The sequence below is a fragment of the Vibrio sp. 2092 genome, from assembly GCF_033339635.1.
Lineage (GTDB): Bacteria > Pseudomonadota > Gammaproteobacteria > Enterobacterales > Vibrionaceae > Vibrio > Vibrio alginolyticus.
The window spans coordinates 26,913-41,897 of the sequence record NZ_JAWOUY010000005.1 but is presented as its reverse complement, the minus strand read 5'-3'; the positions used below and the strand labels follow the sequence as shown (position 1 = coordinate 41,897).

The 14,985-nt window shown below is 45.7% G+C and carries 15 protein-coding genes; 8 read left to right on the top strand and 7 right to left on the bottom strand.

From position 1 onward, the window contains the following. Positions 1–17: 17 nt before the first annotated feature. Complete coding sequence (locus R7P80_RS10635) at positions 18–440, bottom strand: organic hydroperoxide resistance protein (protein WP_005374640.1); 423 nt, start codon at positions 438–440, stop codon at positions 18–20. A gap of 137 nt (positions 441–577) precedes the next feature. Between R7P80_RS10635 and R7P80_RS10630 the strand changes: the two genes are divergently transcribed. The 4 genes from R7P80_RS10630 (at position 578) to R7P80_RS10615 (ending at position 5,468) form a co-directional block, all read left to right on the top strand. Further along, positions 578–1,036: a MarR family winged helix-turn-helix transcriptional regulator gene (locus R7P80_RS10630; RefSeq protein ID WP_005374637.1), complete on the top strand. Its 459-nt coding sequence runs from the start codon at positions 578–580 to the stop codon at positions 1,034–1,036. Between the two features lie 305 nt (positions 1,037–1,341). Continuing rightward, on the top strand, positions 1,342–1,899 hold the full coding sequence (gene ahpC, locus R7P80_RS10625; RefSeq protein ID WP_005374632.1) for an alkyl hydroperoxide reductase subunit C: 558 nt from the start codon (positions 1,342–1,344) through the stop codon (positions 1,897–1,899). Between the two features lie 335 nt (positions 1,900–2,234). Next, complete coding sequence (ahpF, locus tag R7P80_RS10620; protein WP_225491598.1) at positions 2,235–3,803, top strand: alkyl hydroperoxide reductase subunit F; 1,569 nt, start codon at positions 2,235–2,237, stop codon at positions 3,801–3,803. Between the two features lie 1,245 nt (positions 3,804–5,048). Next, positions 5,049–5,468: a VOC family protein gene (locus R7P80_RS10615; protein ID WP_005374615.1), complete on the top strand. Its 420-nt coding sequence runs from the start codon at positions 5,049–5,051 to the stop codon at positions 5,466–5,468. Between the two features lie 79 nt (positions 5,469–5,547). Here the strand turns inward: R7P80_RS10615 and R7P80_RS10610 are convergent, their stop codons facing one another. Both R7P80_RS10610 and R7P80_RS10605 read right to left on the bottom strand, forming a co-directional pair. Next, positions 5,548–6,087, bottom strand: coding sequence for a CAP domain-containing protein (locus tag R7P80_RS10610; RefSeq protein WP_031778865.1), 540 nt, complete (start codon positions 6,085–6,087; stop codon positions 5,548–5,550). Between the two features lie 127 nt (positions 6,088–6,214). Continuing rightward, positions 6,215–7,171 (bottom strand): LysR family transcriptional regulator, encoded by a 957-nt coding sequence (locus tag R7P80_RS10605; protein ID WP_017820076.1) that lies wholly within the window; start codon positions 7,169–7,171, stop codon positions 6,215–6,217. A 125-nt stretch (positions 7,172–7,296) separates the two neighbouring features. Here R7P80_RS10605 and R7P80_RS10600 point away from each other — a divergent pair, with 125 nt between their 5' ends. The 3 genes from R7P80_RS10600 (at position 7,297) to R7P80_RS10590 (ending at position 9,496) form a co-directional block, all read left to right on the top strand. Continuing rightward, positions 7,297–7,983 (top strand): DJ-1/PfpI family protein, encoded by a 687-nt coding sequence (locus tag R7P80_RS10600; protein ID WP_005374612.1) that lies wholly within the window; start codon positions 7,297–7,299, stop codon positions 7,981–7,983. A 120-nt stretch (positions 7,984–8,103) separates the two neighbouring features. Beyond that, positions 8,104–8,634, top strand: coding sequence for a sigma-70 family RNA polymerase sigma factor (locus R7P80_RS10595; RefSeq protein WP_258616870.1), 531 nt, complete (start codon positions 8,104–8,106; stop codon positions 8,632–8,634). A gap of 166 nt (positions 8,635–8,800) precedes the next feature. Further along, the gene (locus R7P80_RS10590; protein ID WP_005383527.1) at positions 8,801–9,496 is read left to right on the top strand and encodes a VC0807 family protein; all 696 of its coding nucleotides are present in this window, start codon (positions 8,801–8,803) and stop codon (positions 9,494–9,496) included. Positions 9,497–9,569: 73 nt separating this feature from the next. Here R7P80_RS10590 and R7P80_RS10585 read toward each other — a convergent pair whose 3' ends face one another. Continuing rightward, on the bottom strand, positions 9,570–10,562 hold the full coding sequence (locus tag R7P80_RS10585) for a zinc-dependent alcohol dehydrogenase family protein (protein WP_054578591.1): 993 nt from the start codon (positions 10,560–10,562) through the stop codon (positions 9,570–9,572). A gap of 88 nt (positions 10,563–10,650) precedes the next feature. Then, positions 10,651–11,466, bottom strand: a complete 816-nt coding sequence (locus R7P80_RS10580) for an AraC family transcriptional regulator (protein WP_225491642.1) — start codon at positions 11,464–11,466, stop codon at positions 10,651–10,653. Positions 11,467–11,577: 111 nt separating this feature from the next. Here R7P80_RS10580 and R7P80_RS10575 point away from each other — a divergent pair, with 111 nt between their 5' ends. After that, positions 11,578–12,270, top strand: coding sequence for an MOSC domain-containing protein (locus R7P80_RS10575; RefSeq protein ID WP_005374601.1), 693 nt, complete (start codon positions 11,578–11,580; stop codon positions 12,268–12,270). Between the two features lie 65 nt (positions 12,271–12,335). Here the strand turns inward: R7P80_RS10575 and R7P80_RS10570 are convergent, their stop codons facing one another. Together R7P80_RS10570 and R7P80_RS10565 are read right to left on the bottom strand one after the other, a co-directional pair. Further along, positions 12,336–13,574 (bottom strand): DEAD/DEAH box helicase, encoded by a 1,239-nt coding sequence (locus R7P80_RS10570; RefSeq protein ID WP_225491596.1) that lies wholly within the window; start codon positions 13,572–13,574, stop codon positions 12,336–12,338. A 273-nt stretch (positions 13,575–13,847) separates the two neighbouring features. After that, positions 13,848–14,849 (bottom strand): arginine deiminase-related protein, encoded by a 1,002-nt coding sequence (locus R7P80_RS10565; protein ID WP_158173298.1) that lies wholly within the window; start codon positions 14,847–14,849, stop codon positions 13,848–13,850. Between the last annotated feature and the right edge of the window lie 136 nt (positions 14,850–14,985).

Here is a 14,985-nt window from a genome sequence, read left to right as displayed (position 1 = left end):
TGCAGTAATAAGAACGCTTAAATTGCTTCGCCGTTTACCGTTACTGCCACATCAATGTTGCCACGAACTGCGTTTGAGTATGGGCAAACTTGGTGTGCAATGCGCGTTAGCTCTAGCGCTTGCTCTTGTGGCATGTCTAGCTCTACCGCTAGGCTCACTGTTAGTGCAAAGCCGCCGTTATCGTTCGGACCGATGCCCACTTCCGCTGTTACGGGTGCACTTTTCAGATTTACTTTACCTTCACGTGCTACGTGCAGAATCGCGTTAGAAAAACACGCCGAATAGCCCGCTGCAAAAAGCTGTTCTGGGTTAGTTGCTGCACCTGTGCCGCCCATTTCCTTCGGGTATGACAGCTCTAGATCGAGAAGACCGTCATCTGTTTTTACTTGACCATTACGACCAGCCAAAGCGGTAGCTTGAGTTTTGTATAGAGTAGTCATGCGAGTGTCCTTCTTAATTTAAGTTGTGCACAATTTAATTGCTTGCAATCTTATATCGAAGTGAAGATCGTTTGCAACTATATTGTGCACAATTTATTTTATGACTCTCTTTCTCTATGAGCAGGTAGGCAACGCCAATGAGCCAGTGTTACACCGACAACACCATGACCGACGACGATAAACTCTTACTCGAAAACCAAGTTTGCTTCCCGCTCTACAGCGCAGCAAATGCAGTGATCCGAGCGTACCGCCCGTTGTTGGACGAGCTTGATCTGACTTATTCGCAGTACTTAGTGATGATGGTGCTGTGGGAGAAAGACGGTGCCAGCGTGAAAGAGCTGGGATCACAACTGCATTTGGACTCAGGCACACTCACGCCGCTGCTTAAACGCTTAGAAGCAAAAGGCTATGTAGAGCGTGGTCGCAGTGAAACCGATGAGCGCGTTCGCGTACTCAACCTAACCAAGCAAGGTCGTGACCTTAAAGAACAAGCCAAGTCAGTGCCAAACGCCATGATGTGTAAAATCACATTAGAGCTGGATGAAATGATCATGCTGAAGAAGTTGTGCGGCAAAGTGCTCGACAATCTGAGCTAACAAGATAGAAGCATCCGCTTCCCCACTTCCGATAAGAAAGAGCCTGCCGAGATGCAGGCTCTTTCGATCTTAGCTAGACGATCTACTTCAGTACATCATCAGTATTCTCTATTGCTAATCCGCCTTCATCTTCAATAAAACCTATCAAAGCAAACCCACTTACATCGGATTTCCCTATCAAGTGAAATAGGAAATGGCTATCAATAGGATAGTTACAAGCGATTTTCCTTAAACACACTCCGATGAGAATATACTTTCCGAAAGCAACAACAGCTCAGCTTAAAACATTCAAAGGAAAGTAAATTATGATTAATACTCAAATCAAACCATTTGCAGCTACAGCGTACAAAAACGGCGAATTCGTTGAAGTAACAGAACAAGACGTTCTAGGTAAATGGGCAGTATTCTTCTTCTACCCAGCAGACTTTACGTTTGTATGTCCAACAGAACTGGGCGACCTAGCAGACCACTACGAAGAGCTACAAAAACGTGGCGTAGAAGTTTACTCAGTATCAACTGACACACACTTCACTCACAAAGCATGGCACGACAGCTCAGACACAATCGGTAAGATTCAGTACTACATGCTTGGCGACCAAACAGGCAACATCACAAACAACTTCGGTGTGATGCGTGAAGGTCAAGGTCTTGCAGACCGCGCTACGTTCCTAATCGACCCTGAAGGTACTATCCAAGCAATGGAAATCACTGCTGAAGGTATCGGTCGTGACGCAGAAGACCTACTACGCAAAGTGAAAGCAGCTCAATACGTAGCAGCGCACCCAGGCGAAGTTTGCCCAGCGAAATGGAAAGAAGGTGAAGAGACACTAGCTCCATCACTAGACCTAGTTGGCAAAATCTAAGCCACTGAAATTTAAGTTCTAATCAGTTCCCGATTTCCTTTTTCTGATTAGAACTGAATTAGAGAGCACTTCAGGTTAGATACCTTGACGACCTTCTGCCTGATTTGCTCTCTCCCCCTCAGGTTTTATCTACAGTAACCACTTTTTATTACCTATCTGAATAAGTAGGTGTGCAGTAATTGCGTAGAAAAAATCGTTTAGAACCAGGCATAGATTTTCGATAGCTAGTTACTCTAACTACAAAATCTATAACGCAGTTATCAACGATTTTAGCTAGCAAGAATGAACAAATACTTGTTTTGATTGGTAACTATTTAATTAAGGTAGTAACAACTATGTTAGACCAAGCGATCCAACAACAACTCAAACAATATCTGGCTAATGTAAAAGAAGAAGTTCGTTTAGTGGTTAGTCTAGATGAAAGCAAAGCATCAAATGACATTTTGTCTCTAGCGAACCAAATCGCAGAGATGAGCGACCTAATCACCGTTGAACGTGACGACAACGCAAGCGCACGTAAACCAGTGATGGCGGTAACTAACCCAGCAAAAGGCACAGCACTACGCTTTGCAGGCTTGCCAATGGGTCACGAATTTACCTCTCTAGTATTGGCACTGCTTCACTCTGGCGGTCACCCAATCAAACTAGAACCAGAAGTGATTGAGCAAATCGCAGCACTAGACAAAGATCTAGACGTAGAAATCTTCATTTCACTGTCGTGCCAAAACTGTCCGGACGTGGTTCAAGCGTTCAACATAATGGCGGCGATCAACCCGAAAGTAAAAGCAACCATGATCGACGGTGGCTTGTTCCAAGATGAAGTGAAACAACGCGACATCATGGCCGTACCAAGCGTATTCGTGAACGGTGAGCTATTCGGTCAAGGTCGTATGTCTCTAACTGAAATCCTAAACAAAGTGGATGACGGCGCGAGCGAGAAAGCCGCGAAGGCACTGAGCGAAAAAGACCCATACGACGTACTTGTTGTCGGCGGTGGTCCTGGCGGTAGCGCAGCTGCTCTATACGCTGCTCGTAAAGGTATTCGTACTGGCGTTGTTGCTAAGCGTTTTGGTGGTCAGGTTATGGACACCATGGCAATCGAGAACTTCATTTCAGTAAAACGTACTGAAGGTCCAAAACTAGCAACAGACCTAGCAGAACACCTAAAAGAATACGACGTAGACGTCGTGACTGAGCAACAAGCTGAGAAGCTAATGGGCGCAGCACACACAGAAGATGGTTTGATTCACATCCAACTTGAAAGCGGCGCAACGCTGAAGAGTAAGAGTGTCATCCTTAGCCCTGGTGCACGCTGGCGTGAAATGAACGTTCCGGGTGAGCAAGAGTACCGCAACAAGGGTGTCGCATACTGCCCACACTGTGACGGTCCACTGTTCAAAGGCAAGAAAACCGCAGTTATCGGTGGTGGTAATTCAGGCATCGAAGCGGCTATCGACCTTGCTGGTATCGTAGAACACGTAACGGTTCTTGAATTCGCAGACGTACTTCGCGCAGACCAAGTGCTTATCGACAAAGCGAACTCACTACCAAATGTAGACATCATCACCATGGCGCAAACTACTGAAGTAGTGGGTGACGGTACTCGCGTAACAAGCTTGAAGTACAAAGACCGCAACACAGATGAAATCAAAGAGATTGAATTGTCAGGTATCTTTGTTCAAATCGGTCTAGTACCGAACACAGAATGGCTAAAAGATTCAGAAGTAGCCCTATCTGAGCGCGGCGAAATTGAAGTCGGCAGCCGTGGCGATACTAGCCTAGAAGGTGTCTTCGCAGCCGGTGACGCAACAACCGTTCCTTACAAACAGATCATCATTGCGATGGGTGAAGGTGCAAAAGCAAGCTTAGGCGCATTTGACTACCTAATCCGTAAGCAAGGTTAATCTCCAATTTCTTGAGCACAAAGCGCACGGTGCTGTGTTTTCTTCCCCGGAAAACCAATCGGGGCACCGTGACAGCGATGAGTAACAAGAAATACAATCAAAAAACCTAGAAGCCCAAAGACTTTGCCAGCAGATATTAACTGCTGGCTTTTTTGGTTTGGGGAGAGGTGTAAGCAAATCTCTCAGCGCTCCGAGTTCAAACTGGAGGGAATGGCTCTACAATCACGGATAATTCAGTTCACTCCACCAGCATCACAACGCGCTGCGAATAGATTCTGAATACTCGCTTAGGCTCTTGCAGAATGACGCTGTTCGTTTATCGTTCTCTCCCCGTCATTCCCGCGAACCTAGGTGAGACTCGGAATCTACTCACCGTAAACTCGATCGAAAATGAGTAGCACGAACAAACAAAAGTTGAAACAAGGTTGCAAGCACCTTACCCAACATTCAACCTCAAACCAGCAACCCCACCTAACCTCCCCTTGTATCAAACTCCGAAGCTCTCAACACGCAGAGCTCAAAAGGGAGGAACTGGTTCTGTGCTCGCGGATAATTCAATTCACAACGCAACATAACAACACACTGAAAGTAGATTCTGAATACTCGCTTAGGCTCCTTCAGAATGACGCTGCTCGTTTAGCTCTCTTTCCGTCATTCCCGCGAACCTAGGTGAGACTCGGAATCTACTCACCGTAAACTCGATCGAAAATGAGTAGCACGAACAAACAAAAGTTGAAACAAGGTTGCAAGCACCTTACCCAACATTCAACCTCAAACCAGCAACCCCACCTAACCTCCCCTTGTATCAAACTCCGAAGCTCTCAACACGCAGAGCTCAAAAGGGAGGAACTGGTTCTGTGCTCGCGGATAGTTCAATTCACAACGCAACATAACAACACACTGAAAGTAGATTCTGAATACTCGCTTAGGCTCTTTCAGAATGACGCTCTTCGTTTAGCACTCTCTTTCCGTCATTCCCGCGAACCTAGGTGAGGCTGGGAATCTACTCACCACAAACTCGATCGAAAATGATTAGCAAGAACACGAACAAACAAAAGGTGAGACAAGGTTGCAAGCCCCTAACCCAGCTCTCAGATTCAAAGCACCAAACCCACCGAATCTCTCAATGTATCCAGATCCAAAGATATCAACCCTAAAAAATTTTAAAAAAGCCCTTTACCTCAACTTTACTTGAGGTTTTAGCATATTCATCGTTGGCTAGAAAATGACAAAAAGGAGCACATCATGATCCAACTAGAACATATTAACTTAGTCGTGAAAGATATCCCTGAAATGCTGAAGTTTTACCAAACTGCATTTCCACATTGGTACGTGCGTGATGAAGGTAAAGGCGAATGGAGTGGCAAGCCAAGAAACTGGCTACATTTTGGCGACGAGTATCAATACATAGCCATGAGTGACCATGGCGAAGGAGAAAACCGCGAGTTGAGCGGGCACCAAGTTGGGCTAGCGCATTTTGCTTATGTGACCAACAACGTCGATGCAATCATCAAAAGACTAACCGATGCAGGTTATCCGATTGCCCAACCTGGTGCTGATGAACCATACCGCAAGAATGTGTATTTTGTTGACCCTGCCGGTTTTGAGATTGAATTTGTTGAATACCTGGCGGATGACCCAAAACTTCGTAACCTGACAAGCTAAAAGAGATGTAAATAATAAAACGCCAGCAGATAGTGACTGCTGGCGTTTTATTTTTTATCTATCGGGCTTCTTTATCGCATTAGCGCTGTTTGGCAAAAACCTGAGTCCAGTAATACCCGTAGCGTGCAGAGTGATTTTCGACAAGCGACGCGCCCATCTGATCAAAATCCGCACTCATGATATTAAGGCAGTGGCCTTCACTCGATAACCAAGCATTAACGACGGCGTTAATGCTGCTTTGCCCTACTGCGACATTCTCACCAATGGCGCTCCAAGCATAGCCCGTTGCGTTAACTCGATCTGACATTTTGCTGCTATCAGAGCCTGTGTGGCTCATGAAATCGCTGTTCGCCATATCGCTTGAATGTCGATAAGCGGCGCTTTCCAAATCGTAGCTCCAAGTCAGGGCCCCAACAGGTGGCATGGTGGTTGCGCCACACTGTTGTGTAGTAGAGCGGGCGCTGTTGACCGCTGCAAGCATCTGCTCGGCAAATGTGCCTTGTGACGATGTGGAACCTGTGTTTTGTGAGCCGCTTTCTGCTGGGGCTGACGACTCCCCATCGCCGCCACATGCGCTGAGAAGTAGGGCCAAAGCAGGCACTAAGATCTTAGTTGGCATTGTCTTTCCTTTATGAGTGACGAAGAGCAAACTGCGCTTTTCGATAATAACGCCCAATAAACTAACAAAAACCAATAAAAGCACCATATAGCTTAGGGTTTTTTAACCAAAGACTCACATGAAGTTTTCAATCGCCTTGGTTCGGTCGATAAATCGGCAACGTTTCAGCCCAAGTATGGAATGGCGTTTCATCCATATCCTGTATTGCTTGAGTGATAAAATCGATGAACACCCTCACTCGGGCAGGCACATATTCCCGGTTGGCATAGAGAAGATACACGCCATTTCCTGCTTGGCGCATGCTCGGAAATATCGGCACTAAACGCCCCGCTTTAAGCCAGTCTCTCGCGATAAAATGAGGGATCTGAGTTAATCCTAAGCCTTCTGCGCAAAGCTCTGCCATGGATTCACCGTCATTTACAATGTAGTTTCTTTCGGGGTCATATTCACTCGCACCGTCTGGTTCTGGCATCCGAATCGGCAACAGTTTCCCCGTTTGTTTAAAACGAAAACGAACCCAAGAATGGTCATTGAATACATCCGGGCCACTCGGAACACCATGGCGCGCTAAGTAATCCTGACTGGCACAAATGATAAAATCGATAGGGCTGAGCTGACGCACAATCAATTGACTATCGTGAACGACACCAGAGCGAATCGACACATCAATACCTTGCTCAATAATATCAACGTAGGCGTCATCGTAATGAATATCGATAGTGATGTTAGGGTAGCGGCGACAAAACTCTTTTAATAAAGGACGAATATAGAGGCGACCGTACGAGACTGGCACATTAATCTTAAGCTGCCCTGAAAGCGCATCATTGTGACTTTTTAATGAATCCTCACATGCCGCCAGCTCCTCCAGTACAAACCTAGCAGTATTTGCGTACCTACGACCAGCTTCTGTCAGGCGGCTCTGTCGCGTAGAACGTTGAAAAAGCTGTATACCCAAATCGCTTTCAAGACGATGTATGGCTTTGCTCACGGTCGAAGGGTCAGTGCCATACACTTTGGCAGCCGCAGCAAAACTACCGCCATCTAAAGTGGCAATAAAAAATCGTAGGGACCGTATCTTATCCATATAACCAATGAACTCTATTCATGAATTTTATTCACTTTAGTAAAGACCAAGTGGCTCTTCAATCACTAATTAGCCTAAATATAATGAACCTCAATAACTTGATGCTCTGTTAGCGAGGAAAAACCATGGGTAAAAACGGATTGAAGAATGCACTACAACTATTGATAGCGACACTAGTCCTATTCTTTGGGGTGCTTCAAACAGCACATGCCGCAGATAAACGAATTGGTATTCTGGTTTACGATGGCGTACTGACCTCTGATGTTACTGCGCCTTTAGAGGTTTTTGGCGTCGCAAGTCGTCTCACTTGGTTTAGTGATTATGACGTGCTCACCATTTCCGTCTCAGATCAGAAAACCATCACCACTGAAGAAGGATTAAAAATTGGTGTGGATGCTTGGATTGGTGATCTGCCGGAACTCGACGTATTGGTTTTAACATCCAGCTATGACATGGATGCACTAATCGAAAATAAAGATCTCATTCACTTTATTAAAACTACCTCAAAGGCGGCAGATTGGATGGCAAGTAATTGCTCTGGCGCGTATTTGTTAGCCGAAGCTGGCCTTTTAAACGGCAAAAAAGCAACAACTTGGGCCGGAGGTGAAAACGGCTTTCAAAGAGATTACCCAGCAGTCAAAGTACAAGTCGACCAGAATTTTGTCATTGATGATGGCGTTATCACTTCGAACGGTAGCCTAGTTAGCTATCAAGCTGCTCTTAAGCTACTTCACCTTATGACTTCAGAGTCTAAAGCTCAGGAAGTCGCAGATGCCATCCAGTACTCACGCTTTTCCAACCAACCATTTTAAGCGTGTAAGAAAGAAATCAGAGTCACCCTTCGATATTTGGAAGGTTAACTCTTCGAATTTGTCTTCCTAATCGAACAACCCTTTTTATCACTGTAAAAGCGATAAAAAGGGTTGTCGTTCATCTGGCAGACACAACGTGCTCTCCAAACTTTTTATCTTAATGCTATGGAAAAACATAAACGTTACGAAGCACTGACGAGAGATCGATACCAAGAGATTTACCGTCTCGCGTATTGGTTATGCAAAGATCACCACCTTGCTCAAGATTTAGCGCAAGAAACCTTTCTGAAAGCGTGGCGATTCTTTGATAAATTAAATGACCCCAACGCCGCGAAGTCTTGGCTCATTACTATTTTGCGTCGTGAGAATGCTCGGCGCTTTGATAGAAAACAGTACGATTTTGTCGACATTGATGAGTGTGCAATACAGACAAAAACCTACCCTGGCAGTGACTACGACATGGCCCAAGATTGGCTTCAAAAACAAATGATGATTCTCGAACCCAAATACCGAGAGCCGTTGCTCTTGAGCTTAGTGGCTGGGTTGAATCATGATGAAATTGCCCAAGCCTTGAGGCTCAACCACAACACAGTGGCGACTCGATTATTCAGAGCGCGTAATCAGATCATCGCACAGAAGGAGAGTCATTAAGACACAAAAAGTAGTCAATCATGTAAACTAACTGGCTATGCTCCGGTCTATTTCATAAGTCGTTACACAACTCGACGCTTTAACGCTTTACATCAAGCGCGACTAGATGAACACTTCTTGTCAAAGTACAATAACAGCCGACATAGAGTAGAGTCAGTAAAACATTATGAGTAACACGACGGCGAAAAAGCCGAATCCCTTATTTGAAATCCTTTTCAACGTATTTATCCCTTCCTTCATTTTGATGAAGTTTAGTGGCGATGAGCATCTAGGGACAGCAATGGCGCTGGTTGTCGCTTTGCTATTTCCTATCATTTATGGCGGTATGGACCTTGTCCGTAACAAGAAATTTAACTTTATTTCTGCTCTGGGCTTTATCAGTGTTCTACTAACTGGTGGCATCGGCTTGTTAGAGCTTGATACACGCTGGTTAGCACTAAAAGAAGCCCTGATTCCTGGCCTGATCGGATTAGCGGTTTTGGGTTCAACGTTTACCCGCTACCCGCTGATGCAGAAGTTAGTACTGAATGACACTGTGTTGAACCTCGCGTTGATTAACCAACGTTTAAAAGAAAATGGTAAAACCGATGCGTTCGAACGTTGCCTTATGTCTTCTAACTACCTGTTTGCAAGTACTTTTGCGTTTTCATCTGCAATGAACTACTTCCTTGCGACTTGGATTGTGACTAGCCCTTCTGGTACTGCTGCCTTTAACGAAGAGTTAGGAAAAATGACGCTGTACAGTTACCCAATGATTGCCATCCCAAGTATGTTGATGATGTTCGGTATTTTTTATTACATTTGGCGTCAAGTACGTGCGATGACATCGCTCGAAACAGAGCAAATCTTCCATCTAAAATAGCCCTATCATTACAAATAAACCCATAAAAAAGGGAGGATTTTATCCTCCCTTTTCTCAACAGGCCCACTGTAATTCACAGCGTCAAAATGATTTTTCCTGACACTGCTGACGAGCGTCGCTCAACCATTTCAATCGCTGTTTGAAAGTCCTCTAACGACAGATCATATGCAACGTTTAACTTTATGTCGCTGCTAATAAAGTGTTCTAACATTTCAGCGAACACCGTCTTTCTCCCGCCTTTACCTACCGATTCTTCCCAATACCGCAAAAAGAATGTACTAAAGTCGATGTTGTTGGCCTTCATCGATTCAAAAAACTCAGGCGTATAAGGCGTTAACGACAATGTTCCGTAGTTGATGTATTGGCCGTTTTCTTTCAAGGTACGAATGAGATCCGTGCCAGCCTCACCACCTATCGCGTCCAGAGCGACCGTTGGTTGTGGCAGTTGGCGCGTTTGCAGCTGCGCTTGTAAGTCTTTCTTTGCGTCCAACACTGGAATGGTATCGTACGGATACTCGTCTCGCTTTGAGGTCACAGCAATCAGTGCAAAACCCAGTGAATGGGCGAGCTGGGCAAATATCTTACCGATCGCTGACCCTGCTGCATTGATGATCACCACATCGTCTTTGTTCAACTTAGCTACTTTAGTGGTGATCACCCACGCGGTTAACGCGTTGATGTACAACTGACAGGCATAGCCGTTCTCCAAACTCTCAGGTAGCGGAAAAAGATTCTCAGGCGAGGCATCTATGTAGTATTGCCAAGTACCACTCATCGCCACCAACACCTTTTGCCCAACTTGAAGGTCAGTTTGACCAACTGCACTGACTTCCACCACACGCCCAACCGCTTCAAACCCCGGCACGCGAGGTGGTACGTGAACGCGGCGGTATTGCCCAACACCATGAATGGAAAGCAAGTCACTTGGGTTAATGTTTGTAGCTTCCAGTCTCACCCGAACCTTGCCCTGAGCAAGCGGATTGAGGGGCTCTTTTTCCAACGACAGCGATGTTTTGGGTTGACCAAAACAGAATTGATTCACTCGAGTATTTATCGTTGGTGCCATTGTTATTCATACCATGTAATTGAAATTCAAAAAGAAAGTTTCGTAACTTCTACTCAAAAACATTAAGTGAAGTCGAAGCTCTGTATTTCTACCTGCGCGATACGCCGTTCACTCTAAACTGTTGTGGCGTCATATCAAAATAGGCTTTAAATGCTTTGATGTAGGATGAGTCGTTTTGATAACCCACTAGGTCTGCAATGGCTTGGATTGACAACGATTCATCTAACAAAGAAAGCGAGTAAATTAGCCGAATTTGTTGCCGCCAAAGCAGAAATGAAGTGTTGAATTCCTTGGCGAACAACCGTGATAAAGTACGCTCAGACGCCCCAATTTTCTCCCCCCACTCTTTTAGCGAACAGCTCAACGCGGGCTCGTCGGTCAACTGCTCGAAAATCAGTTTTAGTCGTCTGTCTTGTGGCAGCAATAACTGAAATGTCTGCACGTTGCGTTTCAAAATTTGATCATGCAGCACCGCCAGCAAATGCAGCACTTCTTCGTGGCTTGTCTCACCTTCACACTGTCTGCGGATCTCTTGTAAAAGCTCATTTAAAAACGACGTTAAAGCAATGGTTCTCACTTGTGGCTCGTACGTTGCGCCAAACTCAGGGTTGAGGTAAATACCAACAAATATCGTGTTGCTTAGAGCAATCGACTCGTGTTGAACACCCGCAGGAACAAATAACGCAGAGGTGTGCGGAACCAAATGCTGATAATGCTCCGTTTGTGTTTGCAATAACCCTTTGATAGGAAAGATGATTTGATGCCAAGTGTGTTGATGCAGCGCATCAATGTAACCTTTTGGCATGTCGATGGTTTTCACTAAAACAGGAGAATGGGAATTCGCGGCCATCATCTCATTGGAGGTGACGACGCCTGACTTCGAATCAATTTGGCGAGTTAGCATTGTTAGTTGTCTTTTCACCCCTACACCGACACAAGTTTACTAGGCTATCATGCTCCGCATCGCGAATGAAGGTAAACACTTTATCTCTCATTCAAATAATAAGGAGGTTACATGAAGAAAATCGGCGTCGTAAAAGCTGTGCTAGCAGGGAAAACCGTCCCTTATGCTCATGGTGCGCAAAGCGCAATCAACAAACAAGTGCTGCCTGAGCGCCAGCATGCAACAGAGCTCGGTTTTATCAGTGATGAGCAAGGTGATCCGCGCTTTCATGGTGGCATTCAAAAAGCGCTTCATATTTACCCAAGCGAGCACTACCCAATCTGGCAACAAGAATTAGGCGAAAGAACCATTTTCCAATCCGCCGGCGGCTTTGGCGAAAACATCAGCTCCGAAGGCGTCACCGAATCCACGATTTGCTTGAAAGATAAAATTCGCATCGGCTCAACACTACTGGAAGTGTCGCAAGGTCGCATGCCTTGTTGGAAACTTAACGTACGCTTTGACCAACACGATATGGCGAGAAGACTGCAAGATACGCTTCGAACAGGCTGGTATTTCCGAGTGTTGGAAGAAGGCGATATCGGTGCAGGCGACGAGATTATTCTGTGCGAAAGACCTTATCCAGAATGGCCACTGGCTCGCATCATGGGCGCGGTTTTCACTGGCTGTTTAGATAGAAAAGAACTCACTCAGCTGTCTGAGCTGCCGTTAGTCGAGTCTTGGGGCAAGTTGGTCGAGCGCCGCCTAGAAACTGGCGAAGTTGAAGATTGGGAAATGCGCTTGGTTGGCCCAACTGTGGGTTAACACCCCAAAGTAAAATTTAAGCCACGCTCTGAACCGACTATGCCGTCAGAGCGTGTTTTTTTGGTTTACTTCGCACTCGGGGCTGGGCGTTTCGACTTACCTTGGAACTGCTTAATGCTCTTCTTAGCATTAGTTCGGCGGTTGGCTTTTTTATCGCGTGGCGCGCGTTTGCTCTCGCCAGTTGATGGCTTATCCGTTACTGGAAAACCTGCCAGATCTTGCACTGGTAATGCACGTTGAGTCAGGTGACGAATCGCGCTTAGTGCGTCCATTTCACCATGACAAACCAATGACACCGCCACACCTTGCTCGCCAGCGCGAGCGGTACGCCCTACTCGGTGAACGTAAGTTTCTGCATGCATTGGCAGTTCAAAGTTGATCACTACAGGCAATTGCTCAATGTGAATGCCGCGCGCTAGTAGATCGGTGGCAATCAACACCTGAATTTGCCCAGATTTAAACTGCGCCAGAGCTTCTTCTCGCTCATCTTGACTCTTATTGCCATGCAGCGCATTGGTTGAGATGCCCGCTTTATTCAGCTTCTTCGCTAAGCCATCGGCGTTCTCTTTCGCACCAATAAAGACTAATGCCTGAGTCCACGCGTTTTTTTGAATCAGTTCAATCAATGCCTTGGTTTTACTGCCTTTGTTAACGAGGTACAGCGTTTCAGCAATATCTTGGTTGGTGCTGTTTTCTTGATGCGCTGCAACTTGCTTTGGTGCCTGCATAAGCAGCTTCGCTTTACCCTTCAACTCATCTGAAAACGTTGCGGAGAACATTGCGGTTTGGCGCTGGTTTGAAATCAGCCCCGCAATATTTTGCACGTCAGGCCAAAAGCCCATATCCAACAAACGATCCGCCTCATCCAGCACTAGGTAGTGGATATTGCTTAAGTCTAAACCGTCTTTTGCCAGATCAACCAAACGACCTGTCGTCGCGACAAGGATATGAGGATTTGTCGCTAGCGCCTGCTGTTGTTGCTCTTTATCAACGCCGCCACACAAACACACTGCGTTGAGTTCAAGAACTTGACCAACTTGGTTAATTGCTTCACTCACTTGCATTGCCAGCTCACGAGTTGGCACAAGAATCAGCGCTTTTTGCTCTGGATTGACACCCAGCTTTTCCAACAAAGGCAAACCATAAGCAAGGGTTTTGCCGCTGCCTGTATTTGCCAAAGCCAATAGATCTTGACCAGCCAACAGCTCAGGAATGGCCAACGCTTGAATATCGGTCGGTTTCTTGAAGTCTTTTGGCAGTGCGTGAATCAGCTCAGAACTCAATGAGAGAGTAGAAAATGGCATTAGCGAAACCTTGTACTTTTGGTTGAAGAGGCAATAAAAACATTGAAGATGCGGTAAAACGCAGGCGCGGACTTTACCACAATTACCACAATCTGTTAGGTGAACCATCCTATTTTAGGCGCTTAAACCAAGCGGCGCCGATGCAAATCGTCAGAAAACAAAAAAGCGCAAAAAAGCCGTTAGTCTGTACTGCCACAGAGCTAACGGCTAAAAACCCTTGAAGAGAACGCTTCGTCAGCCTTTCACTGCGGCTGAAAAGAAATGTGCAGTTTATTAAAGCACAGCTTTACGATTCGGTAAGAACACTTCACCCAACATGCAACGAACCGAACCACCACCAATAGATTCTATGGTAGAAACGTCGAATGGCAGCAATTTACCGTGCGTTGCCAATTGCTTTCTTTGTGCTGGTGAGAATGCATCGTACGCCGATTGCGACATCGCAATCACCTTATCGCCGTTGATCGTTTCCAGTTGCAGAATGTTACCGCAGAACTGGTTCATCTGCTCCAGCGAAATTGAGATGACTTGCTTGTCTTTGGCGAGTGACTTCATTACAAAACGACGCTCAAATTCTGGGATCACTTCGTCACAAATCACGCAAAACTGTTCGCCAACCGCCATCATCACATTGGTGTGATAAATCGGCGCACCAGACGGCAAACGAGTTTGGAAAGAAATCACTCGTTCATAGCCAATACGATCGGCGTAATCTTCTAAAACCAGACGATCACAACGTTGTGAGAGTGCGGCGTAGACCGTTTTATTTAGGTGGTCAAACACCATCACACCCGTGCTTTCTAAATACGCTTGCTCATCAAGATATTCAGTTAGACTGCTGCGTCGATGAACTTCTCGCCCTGCTTGCGCTAGTGCTGCCACAAGCGCATCGGGACGTACTTCTTTTTGACGGTTTTCACAGGCCATTGGAAAGGTGTACAACGTGCCATCTGGCGTAGTGCTAAACCAATTGTTTGGAAATACCGCGTCTGGCGTCGCAACATCTGAAGTTGGATAATCAAACTCAACAACTTGAACGCCCTCTTGACGCAGCGTTGCAACCATACTCGCGAACTCGGCCATTACTCGACGTGAGACTTCTTCTTGGCTGAGTGACACTTTATGTTGGAACTCATTATCTTGTGCGGTTTCTTCATTAAAACGAAACTCTTTCGGTGGCACCATCACTACGCAGTTTGCGGTTTGGCGCTGAGCACTTTGCGTGCTTTCTTCTTTCCCATTAGCAAATTGGGTCACTGATTCGTGTAATAGCATCCAATACATTCCTTATCACTAGAATGAGGAGATTGTAAATTTATTGTTAACTTCAGTTTTGCTGTTTTGACAATTAATTTAATTGCACAAAAGTAATTTTTGCTGCATTAAGTTCATTTTCCCTTAAATTTTATTG

Excerpts from the sequence above, each read along its gene's own strand:
- R7P80_RS10635 (WP_005374640.1), bottom strand. The coding sequence starts at position 440 with ATGACTACTCTATACAAAACTCAAGCTACCGCTTTGGCTGGTCGTAAT.
- R7P80_RS10630 (WP_005374637.1), top strand. The coding sequence starts at position 578 with ATGAGCCAGTGTTACACCGACAACACCATGACCGACGACGATAAACTC.
- ahpC (WP_005374632.1), top strand. The coding sequence starts at position 1,342 with ATGATTAATACTCAAATCAAACCATTTGCAGCTACAGCGTACAAAAAC.
- ahpF (WP_225491598.1), top strand. The coding sequence starts at position 2,235 with ATGTTAGACCAAGCGATCCAACAACAACTCAAACAATATCTGGCTAAT.
- R7P80_RS10615 (WP_005374615.1), top strand. The coding sequence starts at position 5,049 with ATGATCCAACTAGAACATATTAACTTAGTCGTGAAAGATATCCCTGAA.
- R7P80_RS10610 (WP_031778865.1), bottom strand. The coding sequence starts at position 6,087 with ATGCCAACTAAGATCTTAGTGCCTGCTTTGGCCCTACTTCTCAGCGCA.
- R7P80_RS10605 (WP_017820076.1), bottom strand. The coding sequence starts at position 7,171 with ATGGATAAGATACGGTCCCTACGATTTTTTATTGCCACTTTAGATGGC.
- R7P80_RS10600 (WP_005374612.1), top strand. The coding sequence starts at position 7,297 with ATGGGTAAAAACGGATTGAAGAATGCACTACAACTATTGATAGCGACA.
- R7P80_RS10590 (WP_005383527.1), top strand. The coding sequence starts at position 8,801 with ATGAGTAACACGACGGCGAAAAAGCCGAATCCCTTATTTGAAATCCTT.
- R7P80_RS10585 (WP_054578591.1), bottom strand. The coding sequence starts at position 10,562 with ATGGCACCAACGATAAATACTCGAGTGAATCAATTCTGTTTTGGTCAA.
- R7P80_RS10580 (WP_225491642.1), bottom strand. The coding sequence starts at position 11,466 with ATGCTAACTCGCCAAATTGATTCGAAGTCAGGCGTCGTCACCTCCAAT.
- R7P80_RS10575 (WP_005374601.1), top strand. The coding sequence starts at position 11,578 with ATGAAGAAAATCGGCGTCGTAAAAGCTGTGCTAGCAGGGAAAACCGTC.
- R7P80_RS10570 (WP_225491596.1), bottom strand. The coding sequence starts at position 13,574 with ATGCCATTTTCTACTCTCTCATTGAGTTCTGAGCTGATTCACGCACTG.
- R7P80_RS10565 (WP_158173298.1), bottom strand. The coding sequence starts at position 14,849 with ATGCTATTACACGAATCAGTGACCCAATTTGCTAATGGGAAAGAAGAA.